Genomic DNA, 20,972 nt, shown 5'->3' with positions numbered 1-20,972 from the left:
CAAATCTTAAGCGCAACAATTTGATCTGATTGAATATCTGGTCGCAACGATCAACTCTTGAGGCCGGCGGCCGCGAACCGGATCAGCTCCTCGGCCGCACGCTTGCGGTGCGCCACCTCGCTGACGCTTGCCGGGCGCTTGATCAGGCCGAACTCGGACATGGCATAGGTGAGCGCTCCCGCCAGGAAATCCAGGCGCCAGTAAAGCTGCTCCTTGTCCAGCTGCGGCACGCACTCGGCAATCGCCTTGGCAAACTCGCGCAGCACGTGTCCGTACTGTTCTGACAGGAACTTGCGCAGGCCGTCATTCTTCTCGGCGTAGGCGCGGGCGATCACGCGGATGAAGGCCACGCCACCCTGGCGGTCACGCGCCAGCGCCAGCGCGGGCTCGATGAATGCCGCCAGCAGGGGCTCCAGCGCGCCGGGTGAGGCCTCGCGCGCCTCGCCGAGCAGTTCAAGCCGGCGGCGGCTCATCTCGTCCATGCGGCGGCGGAAGACCTCGTTGATGAGATTCTCCTTGCTGCCGAAGTGGTAATTGACCGCGGCGATGTTGACGTCCGCGCGGCTGGTGACCTGGCGCAGCGACGTGCCGCCAAAGCCATGCAGGGCGAACAGCTCCTCTGCGGCGCCGAGGATCCTGTCCTTGGTCGAAAACTGGGTGGTGGCCATGGCTGCCGGGAACCGATCCTGAATCAAACGCTTGTTTTGATACTAGGTGCAGGCCGCCGCTCCGGTCAATCGCCGATCATGTCGGAAGTGCGTGCAGGCAGCGTGTGCGTTCCGGTAGAATCACACTAGCCATATCGGCTAAACCCGCGCCCTGCGTGGGTTTTTTCTGTTACCTTCTGGGACTGCCTGAAACATGGCGGCCCGCCTTCCGGAGAATTCCCCATGGCGCTGGAGCGCACCCTGTCCATCATCAAGCCCGATGCCGTCGCCAAGAACGTCATCGGCGAGATCTATGCCCGCTTCGAGAAGGCCGGCCTCAAGATCGCCGCCGCGAAAATGAAGCAGCTGTCGCGCGCGGAGGCCGAAGGCTTCTACGCCGTGCACCGCGAGCGCCCGTTCTTCAATGCACTGGTCGAGTTCATGATCAGCGGCCCGGTGATGATCCAGGTCCTGGAAGGCGAGGGTGCCGTGCTCAAGCACCGCGACCTGATGGGCGCAACCAACCCGAAGGATGCCGCCGTCGGCACGATCCGCGCCGACTTCGCCGATTCCATCGATGCGAATGCCGTACACGGTTCCGACGCCGCCGAGACCGCTGCCGTCGAGATCGCGTACTTCTTCCCGTCGACCGACGTCTACGTTCGTTGATTTTCCTGCCACGGATATACGCGGTGGACGTGCCCTTGATCCGCGTGATCCGTGGCAAATGACCTTGACCTCAGAAGCCCAGTGACCGAAGCAACCGCCAAGCAGAACCTGCTCGACCTCGACCGCGAGGGGCTGGAGCGCTTTTTCGCCGATGAACTCGGCGAGAAGCGTTTCCGTGCGCATCAGGTGATGAAGTGGATCCACCACCGGCACGTCACCGACTTCGACGAAATGACCGACCTCGGCAAGCCGCTGCGCGCCAAGCTGCAGGAGCGGTCCGAGGTGATCGTGCCGCAGGTGCATTTCGACAAGCCGTCCACCGACGGAACGCACAAGTGGCTGCTGGGCATGGATGGCAAGAACGCCATCGAGACCGTGTACATCCCGGACAAGGGCCGCGGCACGTTGTGCGTGTCGTCGCAGGTCGGGTGCGCGCTCAACTGCAGCTTCTGTTCCACCGCGACCCAGGGTTTCAACCGCAACCTGTCGACCGCCGAGATCATCGGCCAGGTATGGGTGGCCGCGAAGCACCTCGGCAATATTCCGCACAAGCAGCGCCGGCTCACCAACGTGGTGATGATGGGCATGGGCGAGCCGCTGATGAACTTCGACAACGTGGTGCGCGCGATGAGCGTGATGCGCGACGACCTCGGCTACGGCCTGGCCAACAAGCGCGTCACCCTGTCCACCGCCGGCATGGTGCCGATGATCGACCGGCTGTCGGAGGAGAGCGACGTGTCGCTGGCCGTCTCCCTGCACGCCGCCAACGATGAGCTGCGCACCGAACTGGTGCCGCTCAACAAGAAGTACCCGATCGCCGAGCTGATGGCCGCCTGCGAGCGCTACGTGCGCCGCAAGCCGCGTTCGTCGATCACCTTCGAATACACGCTGATGAAGGACGTCAACGACCAGCCGGAGCACGCGCGCCAGCTGTCGCGGCTGATGCGCCAGTTCGGCAACGCCCTGCAGGTCAAGGACGCCGCCAAGGTCAACCTGATCCCGTTCAACCCGTTCCCCGGCACGCGGTACGAGCGTTCCGGCGAGGACGCGATCCGTGCGTTCCAGAAGCTGCTGCTCGACGCCCAGGTGCTCACCATGGTGCGTCGCACGCGCGGCGACGACATCGATGCCGCCTGCGGCCAGCTGAAGGGGCAGGTCGCCGACCGCACCCGCCGTCAGGCCGAGTTCCGCAAGCATCTCGCGCAGGTCTCGGACGGGGAGGGCGGCGATGCGGCGGCTTGACCTCGTTGGCCTGGCGGTGGCCTGCTCGCTGCTGGCCGCAGGCTGCTCGCGCCTCACCTTCGTCAAGCCGAGCGCGCAGCGCGGCGACTCGACACAGGTCGCCGCCCAGTACGATTTCAGCGATGACGGCCAGGCGCGCGGCAAGGCGTCCACGCGTGGCCACCTGTTGCGTGGCGAACAGGCGCTGCGCGCCGGCCGCTATCCGGAGGCCGCTGCCGAAGCACGTCTGGCGATGAAGATCGATGGCCGCGACGCCGATGCGCATACGCTGCTTGCGCTTGCGCTCGAGCGCCAGGGCGACAGCCGCGAAGCCGGCAAGCACTACGCCCGCGCCGCCGGACTCAAGCCTTCCGGCGCCACGTTCAACAACCATGGCGCATGGCTGTGCCGAAACGGACGCGCCGCCGAATCGCTGGCATGGTTCGACCGCGCCCTGGCCGACCGCAGCTATGCCAGCCCGGCCTCGGCGCTGGCCAACGCCGGCGCATGTGCCGACGAAGGCGGCCAGCCCGGGCGCACCCAGCGCGACCTGCGCGCGGCGCTCGCCCTCGATCCGGTGAATGCCGTCGGCCTGGAAGCGCTGGCCCGGCACCTGCACGGGCGTGGCGACGATTTCGAGGCGCGCGCGTTCTCCGAGCGCCGGCTGGAGGCGGCACCGGCGTCGCCGGCCGCGCTGCAACTTGCGTCACAGATCGAAGACAAGCTCGGCGACAAGGCTGCCGCCGCTCGTTATGTTCAGCGCCTGCGGACGGAATTCCCGCACGCGCAGGCAGTGCTGCCCGGGGACAGCAGTTCACGATGATGCCGCCAGACCACAACATGGCCGATGCCGAGCAGGGCTGTGGCCGCCGCCTGCGCAATGCGCGCGAGGCCGCAGGACTTTCGATCGAGGATGTCGCGACGCGGCTGAGGATGCCGGTGCGCGTCGTCGAATCGCTCGAAGCCGAAGACTGGAACCGGCTCGGTGCCCCGGTCTACGTGCGTGGCCAGTTGCGCAGCTACTCGCGCCTGCTGGGCCTGTCCACCGCCACCATGCAGGCTGTCGTCGGCGTCGCGCCGGTGGAGCCGGTGGCGCTGGTGCCTCGCACCTATGTGCCGCGCATGCGCATCGTGGCCGAGCAGTTCGCCAAGCGCCTGGTCTACGCGGTGATCACCGTCGCCATCGCCTTGCCGGTGTGGTTGGCCACCCGGCCGCACCTCGCCACGCAGGGCGCCGCGTCCGCCTCCCTCGACATGCCCGTGGTCTCCACTGCAGGCCAGCCCGGCGCGCCGGCGGTGGCCAGGCCGCGCCAGCCGGTGCCGCTGGTCGCATCGATGGCACCGGTCGCGCAGCGCGCCGGCAGCGCGACGGCGGCGCTTGAACTGCGCCTCGTCGATGACAGTTGGGTGGAGATCACCGGCCGCGACGGACAGGTCATCGAGCACTCCCTGCTGCGCGCGGGCAACACGCGCAGCTTCGTGGTCGGGGATGTCGGCGGCATGGTGTTCGGCAACGCCGCCGCGGTCGAACTGCGTCTCAACGGTGCCCGGCAGGACCTTGCACCCTTGCTTCGGGCGAACGTCGCCCGCTTTACGGTATCCTCTGACGGATCGCTGGTGCCTGCTGGTCGTTGACCGGGGTGTCACGGCAGCGGTGGCCCGCAGCGCGGGCCATCCGCGTGCAACCGAGGACCCGTTCGCGGGTCGCATTCCTTCCCATAGCTGCCCGCGGACACCCCGGGTGGCTCGCAGCCCGATCGGACGGTCATGGCAGTAGACGAGTTGCTCGATGAGCACGAACAGGGCGAACGTGTTCGCCAGTGGGTGCGCGAGAACGCCCTTGGCGTTTTCGCCGGAATTGCGGTGGCGCTGGGCCTGGTCTGGGGCTTCCAGCAGTGGCAGGCGCACCAGCTGGAGCAGCGCATGGCACAGGGTGATGCCTACGCGGCAGTGAATGCGAGCATCGCCGCCGGCGACCTGGACAAGGCCCGTGACCTGGCCGCCGCGGCCGAACTGAACGACGGCGCGTTTGCGGCGTTGCTGGCGCTGGACCTGGCGAAGGCGCAGGTCGATGCCGGCGACACCGACGCCGCCACGGCGACGCTGGCTGCCCTGACCGACCCCGGCCCGGCGCTGGAACCGGTGGTGGCGCGCCGCCTGGCGAGCCTGCACGTCGCGGCCGGCAAGGCCGACGAGGCGCTTGCGGTGCTGGGCGATGCCGCCGATGCCGGCAGCCTCGAGACCCGCGGCGATGCGCTCGTGGTGGCCGGTCGCACCGATGATGCACGCGCCGCGTATACCGCCGCGCTGGCGGCGCTGGACGTTGCCGCGGTGCCGCAGCGACGCATCCTTGAAATCAAACTGATCGATGCCGGCGGCGTGCCGGCCCACACGGAAGGCAACGCCCGATGACCCAAGCACAGCGCACCAGCCCGCCCCGGGCCGGTTCCCGATTCGCCACCCGCGCCGCGACCGTGCTGGTCTGCCTCGTCGTGGTCACGGGCTGCAGCACCGTCAAGGGCTGGTTCGGCGGCAAGGACAAGGACGCCAAGGCCGGCCAGCCGGCCGAGCTCGTCGAGTTCGCGGCCACCGCCAATCCCAGCCGCCTGTGGAAAGCCAGCGCCGGCAAGGGCGAGGGCTCCTCGGGCGCGCGCCAGGGTCCGGCCGTGGCCAATGGCAGGGTATTCGCCTCGTCCATCAAGGGCGGGGTCCGCGCGTTCGACCTGCAGTCCGGCGCCCAGGTCTGGCATCACGCCAGCGACCTGCGCCTGACCGGCGGTCCGGGCGCCGGCGACGGCCTGGTGGTCGCGGGCACGCTGGACGGTGAAGTCGTGGCGCTTGACGCGGCCACGGGCACGGAACGCTGGACGGCCAAGGTCACCAGCGAAGTCATCGCCGCACCGGCGATCGGCCAGGGCCTGGTGCTCGTGCGGTCCAATGAAGGACGCGTCACCGCGTTCGACGCGGCCACCGGCCAGCGCCGCTGGTTCTGGGTGCAGGACCTGCCCACGCTCACCGTCCGCGGCAATGCGCCGGTGACGCTTGGCCCCGGTCACGCCTTTGTCGGCATGGACGATGGTCGCGTGGTCGCGCTTGCCCTCGGCGATGGTCGGGTGCTGTGGGAGCAGCCGATCTCGCTTGGCGACGGCCGCACCGAGCTCGATCGCATGGCCGACGTCGACGGTGCGCCGGTGCTCGAGGACGCGGTCCTGTTCGCGAGCAGCTACAAGGGACGCACGATGGCCTTCGATGCGCCGACTGGCCGCCCGCTGTGGGCGTCGGAAAGCGGCGGCGCAGGCAGCGTGGCCGTGGGCAGCGATCGCCTCGTGGTGAGCGACCGGACCGGCACCGTATGGGCGATCGACAAGTACGTCGGCACCGCCTACTGGCAGCAGCCCGCGCTGGCCAACCGCAACCTCGGTCCCGCGCGCATCCATGGCGGCCATGCGGTGGTCGGTGATTTTGACGGTTACCTGCACTGGATGCGCCTGCTGGACGGCGAGTTCGTGGCGCGTGCGCGCGCCGGTCGCAGTGCACTCACCGGTCCTCCGGTCGTGGTCGACGGCATCCTCGTGGTCCAGGACGTCGGCGGCGACATCAGCGCCTGGCGCATCGACTGACCCATGCTGCCACTGGTCGCTCTGGTCGGTCGCCCGAACGTCGGGAAGTCGACGCTGTTCAATGCGCTGACGCGCACCCGCGATGCGCTGGTCCATGACCAGCCCGGGGTCACCCGCGACCGTCACTACGGCGTGTGCCGCCTGGACGAGGACCGGCCGTTCGCGCTGGTCGACACCGGCGGCATCTCCGCCGGCAACGCCCATCTCGAAACCGGCAACCTTGCGGGCGCCACCGCGCGCCAGGCCCGCGCAGGCGCCGAGGAAGCCGACCTCGTGCTGTTCGTGGTCGATGGCCGCGAAGGACCCTCGGCGCTGGACGACGAGATCCTCTCATGGCTGCGCAAGGCGTCGCGGCCCACGTTCCTGGTGGTCAACAAGACCGACGGGATCGACGCGCGCGAATCGCTCGCGGAATTCTCGCGCTACGGCTTCAGCGACGTGTTCGCGGTGTCGTCGGCGCACCGGCACGGCATCGACGACCTGGTCGACGATATCCTGGCCAGGTTGCCGGAGCAGGGCGAGGCACCGGTGCCGGACAACGATCCGGAACGGATCCGCGTCGCCTTCGTCGGTCGCCCCAATGTCGGCAAGTCGACGCTGGTCAACCGCATCCTCGGCGAGGAGCGGATGATCGCCTCCGAAGTCGCCGGCACCACGCGCGATTCGATCGCCGCCGACCTCGAGCGCGACGGCCGCCGCTACCGGCTGGTCGACACCGCCGGCATCCGCCGCAAGTCGCGCGTCGACGAAGCGGTGGAAACCTTCTCGATCATCAAGACCCTGCAGTCGATCGAGCAGTGCCAGGTGGCGGTGGTGATGATCGATGCCAACGAAGGCGTGACCGACCAGGACGCCAGCGTGCTGGGCGCGGTGCTCGATGCCGGACGCGCCCTGGTGGTGGCGGTGAACAAGTGGGACGGCCAGAGTGACTACCAGCGCGAGCAGGTCGAGTCGTTGCTGTCGCGCAAGCTCGCCTTCGTGGAGTGGGCGGAGGCGGTGCGCATCAGCGCGCTGCACGGCTCCGGACTGCGCGAACTGTTCCGCGCCATCCACCGCGCGCACGCCTCGGCCACGCGCCAGTTCAGCACCGCCGAGGTCACGCGCGCGGTCGAAGTGGCCTACGAATCCAATCCGCCGCCGGTGGTGCGCGGACATACCGCCAAGCTGCGCTTCGCGCACCCGGGTGGTGAAAACCCGCCGACCATCGTCATCCACGGTACGCGCCTGCGCACCTTGCCCGACAGTTACAAGCGCTACCTGGAAAACTTCTTCCGCAAGCGCTTCAAGCTGGTCGGAACGCCGGTGCAACTGGTGTTCAAGGAAGGCGAGAACCCCTACAAGGACCGCAAGAACGTGCTCAGCACGCGCCAGGTGGTCAAGAAGCGGCGGATGATCCGCCACGTCAAGCGCGGGAAGTGAACGCCGGCGCGACGACGCTTGGCCTGCTGGCCGGAGGGCGCGCCACGCGCCTGGGCGGGATCGACAAGGCCTGGCTCGAACGCGGTGGCGTTGCCCAGGTGCTGCGCCTGGCGGATCGCGTCCGCAGCGAGGTGGACGCCGTGATGGCCAGTGCCAACCGCGATCATGATCGTTATGCCGCCCACGGCATGGCGGCGGTCGCGGACCGGTTCACCGGCATCGGTCCACTCGGGGGACTGGATGCCCTGGCCGAAGCGTGCGCCACGCCTTGGCTGCTGACGCTGCCGGTCGACCTGCTGTCGGTCAACGACTGCCTGCTGCGCAGCCTGCGTGCGGCCGGCGAAACGGGCGCGTTTGCCGAAGACGATGACGGCATGCAGCCGCTGGTCGCGCTGTGGCGGGTGGCCGCCTTGCGCGCCGCACTCCCGGCGGCCATCGCGTCGGGCGCGCATGCGGTGCATCAGCTGCAGGCAGGCCTGGGCATGGCCCCGGTCCGCTTCGAGGGGGTGCGCTTCGGAAACCTCAACACGCCGTCGGATCTTGCCGCAGCCGGCATGGCGGCATCACCATGAACGATCCGGCGACGTTCCCGACGCGCATCAGCCACGCGGAAGCGCTGGCGATCGTCCGCACCCTGGGCGTCGCCCACGCCACCGGCGCGCAGGACCTGTCGCTTGCGCGCGCGCACGGCCACGTGCTGTCCGCGGACCTGGTGGCGGGCATCGCGCAGCCGCCGTTCGACAATTCGGCGATGGACGGCTACGCGCTGCGCCATGCGGATCTGGCGAATGTTGGCACCACCTGCCTGCGGCTGGTGGGCGAGCAGTTCGCCGGCCGCGCCCAGCCCTTGCTGGTGGGCGCCGGTGAATGCGTGCGGATCACCACCGGCGCACCCATGCCTGCGGGCACCGACACCGTGGCCATGAAAGAGGACACGTGTGTCGATGGTGACCGCGTGGACGTGCTGGTGGCGCCTGCCGCAGGCCGCCACGTGCGTCTTGCCGGCGAGGACTGCGTGCCTGGCGACCTCCTGTTGCGCGCAGGCGAAGTGCTCACGCCCGCGCGCGTCGCGCTGGCCGCGTCGCAGGGCGTGCCGACGCTGGCGGTCGCGCGCCGACCGACCGTGGCCGTGTTCACGACCGGCGACGAACTGGTGGAGCCGGGCCTGCCGCTGGCGCCCGGCCAGATCCACAACAGCAACCGCGAACTGCTGATGGGCCTGCTGCGCGCCGACGGCCTGGAGCCGGTCGCCTGGCCCACGCTGCCCGACGATCCCGCGCAGGTCGAGTCCGCGCTGCGCCACGCCGGCCATGCCTTTGACGTGGTGCTGACGTGCGGCGCGGTGTCCGCGGGCGAGAAGGACCATATTCCCGCGCTGCTGCAGGCCGAGGCGCGGATCGCCTTCTGGAAGGTGCGCATGAAGCCCGGCATGCCGCTGCTGCTGGCCGAAGGGGGTAGCCTCGGCGGAGCGCTGTTCCTGTGCCTGCCAGGCAACCCGGTTTCGGTGCTGGCGACGTGGCTGACCCTGGGCCGCCCGCTGGTGGACGCCATGCAGGGCCGGACGGCGCGACGTGCTCCGTGGCGGGCGCGGCTTGCCACCCCCTGGCGCAAGAGCCACGAGCGCCTCGAGTTCCTGCGCGGGCGACTGCGGCAGGGCGCGGACGGCGTGCCGGAGGTGGAGCCGAGTCCGGCGGATGGCTCACACCGCATGCGCGCGGCGGCGGATGCCGATGTGTTGCTGGTGCTGGACGAGGGCCCCCGGGACTACCCGGCGGGTGCGTTCGTCGATGTAATGCCGTGCTGAACCGGGCGAAGCGCGCATCCTGTCCACCTCGGGTTTCCCGCAGTCGGCGAAGCGACGGCAATGGTCGATAATCACGGCATGCCTGCCAACGAAACCACGCCGCGCGAGGCGCAGCGGCGACACGCTGCCGGCGCCCGCCTGGTCGACGTGCGCGAGGAACACGAGCGCAGCGCCGGCATGGCCGACGGCGCCGTCGGCATTTCACGTGCTGAACTCGAGGACGACCCGGGCTTCCACTTCCCGGACCGCGACACCGAACTGGTGTTGATCTGCCAGACCGGTGGCCGCTCGATGCTCGCCGCCGAGTCCTTGCAGCGGCTCGGCTATCGCCACGTCGCCTCCGTGCGCGGCGGCACGCTGCGCTGGATCGCGGAAGGCCTGCCGGTCACGCGGCCACCCGCGCACGAGGTCGACAGCGATTTCCACGAGCGCTACTCGCGGCACCTGCTGCTCCCGGAAGTCGGCGCTCGCGGCCAGCGCCGGCTGGAGGCCTCCCGCGTGCTGATGCTGGGCGCGGGCGGCCTGGGGTCGCCGGCGGCGTTCTACCTGGCTGCGGCCGGCATCGGCCACCTGCGCATCGCCGACGACGACATCATCGAGCGCAGCAACCTGCAGCGCCAGATCCTGCATACCGACGCCGACATCGGCATGCCCAAGGTCGACTCCGCCGAGACGCGCCTGTCGGCGCTCAACCCGCGCATCACCGTCGAAGCGGTCCGCGAACGGGTCACCTCAGGCAACGTCGAACGCCTGCTCGAGGGCGTCGACCTCGTGGTCGACGGTGCCGACAACTTCGCCGTGCGCTACCTGCTCAACGATGCCTGCGTGAAGCTCGCAATCCCCCTGGTGTACGGCGCAGTGCACAGGTTCGAAGGCCAGGTGAGCGTGTTCGACGCCGGCCGCCACCGCGGCCAGGCGCCGTGCTACCGCTGCCTGTTCCCCGAGCCGCCGCCGCCGGAGTCGGCACCCAGCTGCAGCGAGGCCGGCGTGCTCGGCGTGCTGCCCGGCGTGATCGGCATGCTGCAGGCCACCGAGGCACTCAAGCTGCTGCTGCACGTTGGCGAGCCGCTTGCCGGTCGCCTGCTGCACTTCGATGCGCTGGGAATGCACTTCCGCGAAACCACGCTGCGGCCGGATCCCGGATGCCCGGTATGCGCGCCCGGCACGCCGTTCCCCGGCTACATCGACTACGCCGCCTTCTGTTCGGGCGCCTGACGCGGCGCTGCGGCGTCGCCGCCGCGTGAGCGATCGGCGGCTTTGATGCCCTAGGCTGTGCGCTGCATCCGGGGAGCGACGATCGATGGCCAGACCCTCAGCTTGGCAACTGCTCGTTTGCGCGGCGACGCTCTGGTTGCTGGGCGCGGCCGGTACCGCACAGGCCGCCGACCCGTGTCCATTGCTGCGCGCGCAGACCGGCTCGCCCGCCATCGTCACGCGCATCGCCGCTGTCGCCTGCGAGGAGCACCAGCTCTGGTACCGGCCCTTCATCGATCGGGAAGGTCGCCTGGCCGGTTCGCAAGTTCGCGAGGCCGAGGCGGCGCTGCTCGCCAACGGCCAGCCGGCGTGGCTGCGTGTGGCCGACTACTGGCGCGGCAGCGGCCTGCTGTACCAGGCGCTGCAGCGCCCGGGCGCGAACGACTGCGTGCAGGCCAACGGCGCGTACGCGGCGCCCGCCTGTCGTGCCTTCATCGTCGATACCCCGTGGTCCGCCGCCTTCGTCTCATGGGTGCTGGGGCGTGCGGCGCTGCCGGGGTTCCGGGGTTCGGCAAGCCATGTCGGCTACGTGCGCGACGCCTACCGTGATCCCGAGGGGAGCGCCTACCGGGTCGCCGATCCGCGCGCGGTGCGGCCGGGGCAGGGCGACCTGCTGTGCTATGTGCGCGTGGCCGCGCGCAGCTACGGATTTCCCGGGCTTGCCAGCCTGTTGAGCAGTGACGACAGCGGCCTCGGCATGCACTGCGACATCGTGGTGGCCGCGCAACCCGGCGACGCGACGGCGTACCTGGTCGGCGGCAACGTGCTGGACGGGGTCACGATGCGCTTGCTGCCGCTCACCCCCGGTGGACAGTTCGCCGAGCTTCCGACGCGACCGGTGGATGGCGCCAGCTGCACGCCGGACACGCCGGCCGGGTGCAGCGCCAATCGCCAGGACTGGGCAGTGCTGCTGCAGCTGCGGCCGGCGCAGGAGCTCGCCGGGCTTGCGCCTGCACGGGCAGTCCTGCCACCGGCCATGGCGCCGTCATCCCCGCGGTGCTGCGTGAACTGCGTGGTCGGTTCGGGTGTTCCGCGCTGTCCTGCAAGCCGACCTTTGAATCAGGGACAATGACGCCCCCACGCGCACGGCATCGGTATGTCAGACATCTCCAGCCAGGCCCGCATCCTCGACGGCAGGCGGATCGCGGATGAGCTCCTCGATACCCTCAAGCTGCGCGTCGACCGGCGCATCGCCGCTGGCCACGCGCCGCCCGGGCTGGCCGTCGTGCTGGTGGGCGACAACCCGGCGTCGCGTTCGTACGTGCGCAACAAGCGGCGCGCCGCGGGCATCGTCGGCATCCGCGCGCTTGACTTCGACCTGCCGGAAGGCACCAGCGAGGCCGAACTGCTCGCGCTCATCGACCGGCTCAATGCCGATCCGTCAGTCAACGGCATCCTGGTGCAGCTGCCGCTGCCCGGCATCCCCGATGCCACGCGCCTGATCCACCGCATCGACCCGCGCAAGGACGTGGACGGCTTCCATCCCGAAAACGTCGGCCACCTGGCGCTGCGCCAGTTCGGGCTGCGGCCATGCACGCCGCGCGGCATCACCACGCTGCTGGCGTGGACCGACCGGCCGGTGCGCGGGCAGAGCGCGACGATCGTCGGCGTCAGCAACCACGTCGGCCGGCCGATGGCGCTGGAGCTGATGATCGCCGGCTGCACGGTCACCAGCTGCCACAAGTTCACGCCGCCCGAGGTGCTGCGCCGCCACGTGGGCGAGGCCGACATCCTGGTGGTCGCGGTGGGCAAGCCCGGCATGATCCCGGGCGACTGGATCAAGCCGGGCGCGGTGGTGATCGACGTCGGCATCAACCGCCTCGACGACGGCCGCCTGGTCGGCGATGTCGGGTTCGCCGAAGCCGCGACGCGGGCGAGCTGGATCACGCCGGTGCCGGGCGGCGTGGGCCCGATGACGGTGGCCACGCTGATGCAGAACACCCTGGAAGCCGCGGAAGCCGCCGACGGCGCGGAATAGGGCGTTCCGCACGCGCGGCGAGACCCGCCGGCCCGCGGCGGCGTACAATGGCACGCTTCACCCCAACTGGCCCGCCCATGCTGCGCATCCAGGCTGAAGCGCTGACCTACGACGATATTTCGCTGGTCCCCGCCCATTCCATCGTCCTGCCCAAGGACGTCACGCTCGCCACCCGGCTGACGCGCACGCTGCGCCTCAACATGCCGATCGTGTCGGCCGCCATGGACACCGTGACCGAAGCCAGGCTCGCCATCGCCATGGCCCAGCTCGGCGGCATCGGCATCATCCACAAGAACATGAGCCTCGAGCGCCAGGCGATCGAGGTCGGTAAGGTCAAGAATTTCGAGGCCGGCGTGATCCGCGAGCCGTTCACGGTCGGTCCGCAGACCTCGATCGGCGAAGTGCTGCGCCTCACCCGCGCGCGCAACATCTCCGGCGTGCCGGTGGTCGACGGCGACCAGCTGGTCGGCATCGTCACCGGCCGCGACATGCGCTTCGAGACCAAGCTCGACGACCCGGTGCGCAACATCATGACCCGCAAGGACAAGCTGGTCACGGTGGGCGAAGGCGCCAGCGACGAGGAAGTGATCGGCCTGCTGCACCGGCACCGTATCGAGAAGGTGCTGGTGGTCAACGACGCCTTCCAGTTGCGTGGCCTGATCACGGTGAAGGACATCCAGAAGGCCCGCGACAACCCGAATGCCGCCAAGGACGCCTCGGAAAGCCTGCTGGTCGGCGCCGCGGTCGGCGTGGGCGGTGACACCGAGGCGCGCATCGAGGCGTTGGCCGCGGCGGGTGTGGACGTGATCATCGTCGACACCGCGCACGGGCACTCGCAGGGCGTGCTGGACCGCGTGGCCTGGGCGAAGAAGCACTTTCCGCAACTGCAGGTCGTGGGCGGCAACATCGTCACCGGCGACGCGGCGCTGGCGCTGATGGACGCCGGTGCCGACGCGGTCAAGGTCGGCGTGGGCCCCGGTTCGATCTGCACCACGCGCGTGGTGGCGGGCGTGGGCGTACCGCAGATCACCGCCATCGACATGGTCGCCTCCGCGCTGCAGGACCGCATCCCGCTGATCGCCGACGGTGGCATCCGCTATTCGGGCGACATCGGCAAGGCGCTTGCCGCGGGCGCGTCCACGGTCATGATCGGCGGGCTGTTCGCCGGCACCGAGGAAACACCGGGCGAGACCGAGCTCTACCAGGGCCGCAGCTACAAGAGCTATCGCGGAATGGGCAGCCTTGCGGCGATGGAGAAGGGGTCCAGCGACCGCTATTTCCAGGAGGCCGCCGACGCCGACAAGCTGGTGCCGGAAGGCATTGAAGGCCGCGTGCCGTACCGCGGCCCGCTGAGCGGCGTGATCCACCAGTTGATCGGCGGCCTGCGCGCCACCATGGGCTATGTCGGCTGCGCCACCGTGGAAGACATGCGCACCCGACCGGAGTTCGTGAAGATCACCGGGGCCGGCCAGCGCGAGAGCCACGTCCACGACGTGCAGATCACCAAGGAACCGCCCAACTACAGGACCGGCTGAGATGGCTTCGCCCTCCGGCAAGCCACCCCGCCGGCGGCGCCTCGGCACGGGACTCGTGGTCCTGCTGCTGCTTGCCGCCGGCGTGTTCGCCTACGGCGAATACCGCGCCTGGCAGCTGCGTGATTCCTGCACCGGCAACGCCGGCCGCTGGGACCGCGAACGCCAGCAATGCACCTTCCACGGCGGCGAAGTTCCCGCGCCGCCCCTGAGCCCGCCTCCATGACCGACCCGCATCGCGACAAGATCCTGATCCTCGACTTCGGCGCGCAGTACACGCAGCTGATCGCGCGCCGCGTGCGCGAACTGGGCACCTACTGCGAGATCTGGGCCTGGGACCATGACCCGGCCGAGATCGCCGCGTTCGCGCCCAAGGGAATCATCCTGTCCGGGGGGCCGGAGTCGACCACCGGCATCGATGCCCCGGTCGCGCCGCAGGAGGTCTTCGACAGCGGCGTGCCGGTGCTGGGCATCTGCTACGGCATGCAGACCATGGCCAAGCAGCTGGGCGGCGAGACCGAGGCCGCCGACGCGCGCGAGTTCGGCCATGCCGAAGTCGTGCTGGTCGCCTCCGACCGCCTGTTCGGCGAGCTGAAGGACCATCCGGGCCTGCCGCCACGGTTGGACGTGTGGATGAGCCACGGTGACCACGTCTCGCGCGCGCCGCCCGGCTTCACCGTCACCGCAAGGACCGCGCGTGTGCCGGTGGCGGCGTTCGCCAACGAGGACAGGCGCTGGTACGGCGTGCAGTTCCACCCCGAGGTCACCCACACCAAGTCCGGGCACGAGCTGCTGCGCCGGTTCGTGGTGGAGATCTGCGGCTGCGACACGCTGTGGACGGCCGAGCACATCATCGACGACCAGGTGGCGCGCGTGCGCGCGGCCGTCGGCGGCGACGAGGTCATCCTCGGCCTGTCCGGCGGCGTCGACTCGTCCGTGGTCGCGGCCCTGCTGCACCGCGCGATCGGCGACCAGCTGACCTGCGTGTTCGTCGATACGGGCCTCTTGCGCTGGCAGGAAGGCGACCAGGTCATGGCCACCTTCGCCGACGCCTCCGACGCGCACGGCCTGGGCATCCGCGTGATCCGGGTCGATGCGCGCGAGCGTTATTTCGCGGCGCTCGCCGGGGTCACCGACCCCGAGGCCAAGCGCAAGATCATCGGCAACCTGTTCGTCGAGATCTTCGACGAGCAGGCCGGCAAGCTCGCCAATGCCAAGTGGCTGGCGCAGGGCACGATCTATCCGGACGTCATCGAATCCGCCGGCAGCAAGACCGGCAAGGCGCACGTCATCAAGAGCCACCACAACGTCGGCGGCCTGCCTGAGCACATGAAGATGGGCCTGGTGGAGCCCCTGCGCGAACTGTTCAAGGACGAGGTGCGGCGCATCGGCGTGGCGCTCGGACTGCCGCACGAGATGGTCTACCGGCATCCGTTCCCGGGCCCCGGCCTCGGCGTGCGCATCCTGGGCGAGGTGCGCCCGGAATACGCGGAGCTGCTGGCGCGCGCGGATGCCATCTTCATCGAGGAACTGCGCAAGGCGGACCTGTACGACAGCACCAGCCAGGCGTTCGCCGTGTTCCTGCCGGTAAAGTCGGTGGGCGTGGTGGGTGATGCGCGGGCCTACGAGTGGGTGATCGCATTGCGCGCGGTGGAGACCATCGACTTCATGACCGCGCAGTGGGCGCACCTGCCGTACGAGTTCCTCGGGCGTGTGTCCAACCGCATCATCAACGAGGTCCGCGGCGTGTCGCGCGTGGTGTACGACATCAGCGGCAAGCCGCCCGCCACGATCGAATGGGAGTGAGGCCTGCATTGCACGCGCCCGAAGCCGACACCGCACGCGACCTGCACTGGATGCACCACGCCCTTTCCCTCGCCGACCGCGCGCAGGGCGAGGACGACGAGATCCCGGTAGGGGCGGTGCTGGTGGACGCGGCAGGGAGGTTGCTCGGCGAAGGCTGGAACCGCAACATCACCGAGCACGATCCCAGCGCGCATGCCGAGATCGTCGCCATGCGCGAGGCAGGCAGGACGCTGGGCAACCACCGCCTGCTCGGCTGCACGCTGTACGTAACGCTGGAGCCCTGCGCGATGTGCGCCATGGCGATGGTGCACGCGCGCGTGGAGCGCGTGGTATTTGGCGCCACGGATCCCAAGACCGGTGCGGCAGGCAGCGTGTTCGACCTGCTGGCCGACCCGCGTCACAACCATCGCGTGTTGGTGGATGGTGGCGTGCTGGCCGAGGAAGCCGGCGCGCGCCTGCGCAGCTATTTCCGTGCCAAGCGCGGCCGCCCGCCGGCTTGAGGTTCGCGGCAGCGCGTTATCATGCGCATCCGTAGACATGGCAGGGAGCAGGCGTGGGCGCGAACGACAGGCTGGTCTGGATCGACCTTGAAATGACCGGGCTCGACACCGGCAGCGACACGATCCTCGAGATCGCGACTGTCGTCACCGATGCCAACCTCGAGGTGCTGGCCACCGGCCCGGAGCTTGCGATCGCGCATCCGCTCGAACGCCTCGAAGCGATGGACGACTGGAACCGCAACCAGCATGGCCGATCCGGCCTGTGGCGGCGCGTGCTGGAGGAGGGCGTCGACATGGCCGAGGCGGAGGAGCGCACTCTGGCCTTCCTCGCCGAATGGATCGGGCCGAACCAATCCCCGATCTGCGGCAACTCGATCTGCCAGGACCGGCGTTTCCTGCACCGCTGCATGCCGCGGCTGGAGCGTTATTTCCACTACCGAAACCTCGACGTGAGTACGGTCAAGGAACTGGCGCGGCGCTGGGCTCCGGAGGTCCTTGCGGGCGTGCGCAAGGCCGGCACGCACACCGCGCTCTCCGACGTGCAGGACTCCATCGCCGAACTGCGCCACTACCGCCAGGCGATGGGCGCCTTCGCTCCGCACGACTGAGTACGCGCCGCGCACCGTCATGCCCGGCGCGCAGCCCGTCCTGCTCGGGTCCGGGTACGGCGCAAGCGTTGCGCTACCCTTCCCGCGACAGCCAACGAGAAGCGACCGATGACATCACGCCTGCACTGGCTGCTGCTGCATCTGACCCGCAAACTCTGGTTCCGCGCCAGCCTGTTCTCGGTGATCGCGGTGGGAACCGCGCTTGCCGGCGCGTTGGCAAGCCCTTACATACCGGCCGAGCTTGCCGCCCAGCTCGGCGCCAATGCAGTCGGCAACATCCTCGACATCCTGGGCTCCAGCATGCTGGCGGTCACCATCTTCTCGCTCAGCACCATGGTGTCGGCCTATGCATCGGCGACCAGCAGCGCCACTCCGCGTGCGATCCAGCTGTTGCTGGCGGACACGACCAGCCAGAACACGCTGGCGATCTTCATCGGCTCGTTCGTGTTCAGCCTGGCTGGCCTGATCGCATTGAGCACCGGGTACTACGGCGAGCAGGGCCGCCTTGCCCTGTTCGTGGTGAGCCTGGCGGTGACCGTGGTGATCGTGGTGGCCCTGCTGCGCTGGATCGATCACGTATCCAGGCTCGGCCGCGTCGGTGACACCACCGACCGGGTCGAGGAGGCTGCCAGCGCCGCCATGCGCAGCCGCCGCGAACTGCCGCACCTGGGCGGCCAGCCCCTGCGCGATCCGGGTCAGGACATCCCCGGCGATGCCCGCACGATTCGATCACGCTGCATCGGGTACGTGCAGCACATCGACATGGGTGCGTTGCAGGAGTTGGCTGGATCCCACCACGGGCAACTGTTCCTGTGCGTACTGCCCGGGGCGTTCGTCGATCACTCGCGGGCCCTTGCGCACGGTCTTGGCATGCCGGCCAACGACAAGGTCGATGCGTCGGTGTGCAAGGCCTTCACCATCCAGGACACGCGGTCGTTCGACCAGGACCCCCGTTTCGGGGCTTCGGTGCTGTCGGAAATCGCTTCACGGGCGCTGTCACCCGCGATCAACGACCCGGGCACCGCGATCGACGTGATCGGTCGCGCGGTGCGCCTGCTGTCGATCTGGAGCGAGCCCGTCGAGCCTCGTGCAGTCGACTACCCGCTGGTGCACGTGCCCGGCATCGCGCTCATCGACCTGTTCGACGACCTGTTCACCCCGATCGCGCGCGATGGCGCAGCGGTGGTCGAGGTGGGTATTCGCCTGCAGAAGGGCTTGCGCGCACTTGTCCATCTGGACGGACCACGCTATGCCCATGCCGCGCGACACCATTCGCGCCTTGCCTGCGAGCGCGCGATGGCCGTGCTGCGGATCGAACACGACAAGGCGTTGATCCGCGCGCTTGCCGAAGAGATTGCCGGGAGCCCTGTCGCCTGACCCGATGCAGCCGGGCTCCCGTTCCGATCCGGGACGTACGACCCGCTCAGCCGGCAGCCTTCAACTTCGCCAGCCTCAGCCAGGTGTCGACCACGGTGTCGGGGTTGAGCGACAGGGACTCGATGCCTTCCTGCATCAGCCATTCGGCGAGATCCGGATGGTCGCTCGGGCCCTGGCCGCAGATGCCGATGTACTTGCCCTTGGCCTTCGCGGTCTGGATGGCCATCGACAGCAGCTTCTTCACCGCCGGGTCGCGCTCGTCGAACAGGTGGGCGACCACCGCCGAATCCCGGTCCAGGCCCAGGGTCAGCTGGGTCAGGTCGTTGGAGCCGATCGAGAACCCGTCGAACATTTCCAGGAACTCGTCCGCCAGCAGCGCGTTGGAGGGCACTTCGCACATCATGATGACCTTGAGCCCGTTGCGGCCGCGCACCAGGCCGTTGGCCTCGAGCACATCGAGCACTTTCCGGCCTTCGTCCAGCGTGCGCACGAACGGGATCATCACCCACAGGTTGTCGAGACCCATCTCCTCGCGCACGCGCAGCACCGCCTTGCACTCGAGCGCGAAGGCATCCGCGAACGACGGATCGACATAGCGGCTGGCCCCGCGGAAGCCGATCATCGGGTTCTCTTCTTCCGGCTCGTAGCGCTGGCCGCCGAGCAGGTTCGCGTACTCGTTGGACTTGAAGTCCGACATGCGCACGATCACCGGGTTCGGCGCCACCGACGCGGTCAGCGTGGCGATGCCCTCGGCGAGCCGGTCGACATAGAACTCGACCGGGCCCGCGTAACCGGCGATGCGTTCGTCGATCTTCCTGCGGATGTCCGCGTCCTGCTGGTCGTACTGCAGCAGGGCGTTGGGGTGCACGCCGATGTGGGCGGCGATGATCATCTCCAGGCGCGCGAGGCCGATGCCGGCGTTGGGCAGCTGGCCGAAGTCGAAGGCGCGCTCCGGGTTGGCCACGTTCATCATGATCTTGAGCGGCGCTTCGGGCATCGACGACAGGTCGGTGGTGATGTGCTCGAATGGCAGGGCGCCGTCATAGATGTAGCCGGTGTCGCCTTCGGCGCAGCTGATGGTGACGACGCTGCCGTCCTTGATCGTATCCAGGCCGTTGCCCGTGCCCACGACCGCCGGCACGCCGAGCTCGCGGGCGATGATGGCGGCGTGGCAGGTGCGGCCGCCACGGTTGGTGACGATGGCGGCGGCGCGCTTCATCACCGGCTCCCAGTCGGGGTCGGTCATGTCGGCGACCAGCACGTCGCCGGGCTGCACGCGGTTCATGTCGTCCAGCGTGCGCACCACGCGCGCGGTGCCGCTGCCGATCTTCTGGCCGATGGCGCGGCCTTCCGTGACCACGGGGCCGCGCGCGCCCAGCATGTAGCGCTCGATCTGCGTGGCCTTGGCGCGCGACCTGACCGTCTCGGGGCGCGCCTGGACGATGAACAGCTTGCCGCTGGCGCCGTCTTTCGCCCACTCGATGTCCATCGGGCGGCCATAGTGCTCTTCGATGGTCAGCGCCTGGCGGGCAAGCTCCGCCACGTCCGCATCGTCGATCGAGAAGCGGTTGCGCAGCGCTACGGGGGTGTCCTCGTTGCGCACGCGCTCGCCGGGCTGGTCGGAATACACCATGCGGATCTGCTTGGCGCCGAGCGAGCGGCGCAGGATCGCCGGCTTGCCCTGGCGCAGCGTGGGCTTGTAGACATAGAACTCGTCCGGGTTCACCGCGCCCTGCACGACGTTCTCGCCCAGGCCGTAGCTGGAGGTGATGAACACCACGTCGCGGAAGCCGGACTCGGTGTCGAGCGTGAACAGCACGCCGGACGCGCCGATGTCCGAGCGCACCATCAGCTGCACGCCGGCCGACAGGAACACGTCCTCGTGCTTGAAGCCGTGGTGCACGCGGTAGGCGATGGCGCGGTCGTTGTAGAGGCTGGCGAACACCTCCTTGACCTTGACGACCACGTCGTCGGCGCCGGTGACGTTGAGATAGGTTTCCTGCTGGCCCGCGAAGCTGGCGTCGGGCAGGTCTTCGGCCGTGGCCGAGGAGCGCACTGCCACCGCGACCTCACCGCCGCCGTTGCTGGCGCACAGCTTTGCGTAGGCGTCGCGGATCTCCTGTTCAAGCTCCGCCTGCAGCGGGGCCGCGATCACCCAGCCGCGGATCTCGGCGCCGGCAAGGTTCAGCGCCGGCACGTCCTCCACGTCGAGCGTGGCCAGTTTGTCGAAGATCCGCTGGTGCAGGTCGTTGTGCGCCACGAACGCCTGGAAGGCATCCGCGGTCGTGGCAAACCCGCCAGGCACCGAAACGCCGAGCCTTGCCAGGTTGCCGATCATCTCGCCGAGCGAGGAGTTCTTGCCGCCCACCTGGGCAAGGTCGGTCAGGCGCAGATCGTCTAGCCACAGGATATTGGCGCTCAAAACGGGCACTCCGGAGATGCGAAGGGGTCACGCTGGGGAAGGAAGCCACGACGCCGGGGGCGCCGGCGGCCGACATTGGCTATTTTAGCAAGCCAGCACGCCGCAATGCCCGCGG

At 69.2% G+C, this 20,972-nt stretch carries 20 protein-coding genes; 18 read left to right on the top strand and 2 right to left on the bottom strand.

Annotation, left to right across the window (positions count from 1 at the left end):
* Positions 1-50: 50 nt before the first annotated feature.
* Positions 51-668, bottom strand: coding sequence for a TetR family transcriptional regulator (locus H5368_RS03180; RefSeq protein ID WP_182821284.1), 618 nt, complete (start codon positions 666-668; stop codon positions 51-53).
* Positions 669-890: 222 nt separating this feature from the next.
* Between H5368_RS03180 and ndk the strand changes: the two genes are divergently transcribed.
* The 18 genes from ndk (at position 891) to H5368_RS03090 (ending at position 18,435) form a co-directional block, all read left to right on the top strand.
* Positions 891-1,316, top strand: a complete 426-nt coding sequence (gene ndk, locus H5368_RS03175) for a nucleoside-diphosphate kinase (RefSeq protein ID WP_182821282.1) — start codon at positions 891-893, stop codon at positions 1,314-1,316.
* A 51-nt stretch (positions 1,317-1,367) separates the two neighbouring features.
* Positions 1,368-2,558, top strand: coding sequence for a 23S rRNA (adenine(2503)-C(2))-methyltransferase RlmN (gene rlmN, locus H5368_RS03170; protein ID WP_182821279.1), 1,191 nt, complete (start codon positions 1,368-1,370; stop codon positions 2,556-2,558).
* Entirely contained in the window at positions 2,545-3,360 is an 816-nt protein-coding gene (locus H5368_RS03165) for a type IV pilus biogenesis/stability protein PilW (protein ID WP_182821276.1), read from the top strand. Before rlmN ends, H5368_RS03165 begins: the two co-directional genes overlap by 14 nt.
* Entirely contained in the window at positions 3,357-4,172 is an 816-nt protein-coding gene (locus tag H5368_RS03160; protein ID WP_182821274.1) for a RodZ domain-containing protein, read from the top strand. Before H5368_RS03165 ends, H5368_RS03160 begins: the two co-directional genes overlap by 4 nt.
* A 132-nt stretch (positions 4,173-4,304) precedes the next feature.
* Positions 4,305-4,949, top strand: a complete 645-nt coding sequence (locus tag H5368_RS03155; RefSeq protein WP_182821272.1) for a tetratricopeptide repeat protein — start codon at positions 4,305-4,307, stop codon at positions 4,947-4,949.
* Positions 4,946-6,157, top strand: a complete 1,212-nt coding sequence (gene bamB, locus H5368_RS03150) for an outer membrane protein assembly factor BamB (RefSeq protein ID WP_182821270.1) — start codon at positions 4,946-4,948, stop codon at positions 6,155-6,157. Before H5368_RS03155 ends, bamB begins: the two co-directional genes overlap by 4 nt.
* A gap of 3 nt (positions 6,158-6,160) precedes the next feature.
* Positions 6,161-7,576, top strand: a complete 1,416-nt coding sequence (der, locus tag H5368_RS03145) for a ribosome biogenesis GTPase Der (RefSeq protein ID WP_182821267.1) — start codon at positions 6,161-6,163, stop codon at positions 7,574-7,576.
* On the top strand, positions 7,573-8,148 hold the full coding sequence (locus H5368_RS03140) for an NTP transferase domain-containing protein (RefSeq protein ID WP_182821265.1): 576 nt from the start codon (positions 7,573-7,575) through the stop codon (positions 8,146-8,148). Before der ends, H5368_RS03140 begins: the two co-directional genes overlap by 4 nt.
* Positions 8,145-9,380 carry a gephyrin-like molybdotransferase Glp gene (gene glp / locus H5368_RS03135; protein ID WP_182821263.1) on the top strand — a complete coding sequence of 412 codons (1,236 nt, stop codon included), beginning with the start codon at positions 8,145-8,147 and terminating at the stop codon, positions 9,378-9,380. The genes H5368_RS03140 and glp overlap by 4 nt, the downstream gene beginning before the upstream one ends.
* A gap of 78 nt (positions 9,381-9,458) precedes the next feature.
* Positions 9,459-10,595, top strand: a complete 1,137-nt coding sequence (moeB, locus tag H5368_RS03130; RefSeq protein ID WP_182821261.1) for a molybdopterin-synthase adenylyltransferase MoeB — start codon at positions 9,459-9,461, stop codon at positions 10,593-10,595.
* 85 nt (positions 10,596-10,680) lie between these two features.
* Positions 10,681-11,706 (top strand): DUF2272 domain-containing protein, encoded by a 1,026-nt coding sequence (locus H5368_RS03125; RefSeq protein ID WP_182821259.1) that lies wholly within the window; start codon positions 10,681-10,683, stop codon positions 11,704-11,706.
* A 24-nt stretch (positions 11,707-11,730) separates the two neighbouring features.
* Positions 11,731-12,612 carry a bifunctional methylenetetrahydrofolate dehydrogenase/methenyltetrahydrofolate cyclohydrolase FolD gene (gene folD, locus H5368_RS03120; RefSeq protein ID WP_182821256.1) on the top strand — a complete coding sequence of 294 codons (882 nt, stop codon included), beginning with the start codon at positions 11,731-11,733 and terminating at the stop codon, positions 12,610-12,612.
* Positions 12,613-12,689: 77 nt separating this feature from the next.
* On the top strand, positions 12,690-14,147 hold the full coding sequence (gene guaB / locus H5368_RS03115; RefSeq protein ID WP_182821254.1) for an IMP dehydrogenase: 1,458 nt from the start codon (positions 12,690-12,692) through the stop codon (positions 14,145-14,147).
* 1 nt (position 14,148) lies between these two features.
* Complete coding sequence (locus H5368_RS03110; protein ID WP_182821252.1) at positions 14,149-14,370, top strand: hypothetical protein; 222 nt, start codon at positions 14,149-14,151, stop codon at positions 14,368-14,370.
* Entirely contained in the window at positions 14,367-15,950 is a 1,584-nt protein-coding gene (gene guaA, locus H5368_RS03105) for a glutamine-hydrolyzing GMP synthase (RefSeq protein WP_182821250.1), read from the top strand. The genes H5368_RS03110 and guaA overlap by 4 nt, the downstream gene beginning before the upstream one ends.
* Positions 15,941-16,450, top strand: a complete 510-nt coding sequence (gene tadA, locus H5368_RS03100) for a tRNA adenosine(34) deaminase TadA (RefSeq protein WP_182821248.1) — start codon at positions 15,941-15,943, stop codon at positions 16,448-16,450. The genes guaA and tadA overlap by 10 nt, the downstream gene beginning before the upstream one ends.
* 53 nt (positions 16,451-16,503) lie before the next feature.
* Positions 16,504-17,058 (top strand): oligoribonuclease, encoded by a 555-nt coding sequence (gene orn / locus H5368_RS03095; RefSeq protein WP_223878046.1) that lies wholly within the window; start codon positions 16,504-16,506, stop codon positions 17,056-17,058.
* A 108-nt stretch (positions 17,059-17,166) separates the two neighbouring features.
* Positions 17,167-18,435: a DUF2254 domain-containing protein gene (locus H5368_RS03090; protein WP_182821246.1), complete on the top strand. Its 1,269-nt coding sequence runs from the start codon at positions 17,167-17,169 to the stop codon at positions 18,433-18,435.
* Positions 18,436-18,481: 46 nt separating this feature from the next.
* On the opposite strand, the gene ppsA is transcribed toward H5368_RS03090, so the two are convergent.
* Positions 18,482-20,857 (bottom strand): phosphoenolpyruvate synthase, encoded by a 2,376-nt coding sequence (ppsA, locus tag H5368_RS03085; protein WP_182821244.1) that lies wholly within the window; start codon positions 20,855-20,857, stop codon positions 18,482-18,484.
* Between the last annotated feature and the right edge of the window lie 115 nt (positions 20,858-20,972).

Source organism: Luteimonas sp. MC1782 (assembly GCF_014164605.1).
GTDB lineage: Bacteria > Pseudomonadota > Gammaproteobacteria > Xanthomonadales > Xanthomonadaceae > Luteimonas.
Note: the sequence above shows the minus strand (reverse complement) of the source record. Positions and strands in the feature narration are given on the sequence as shown.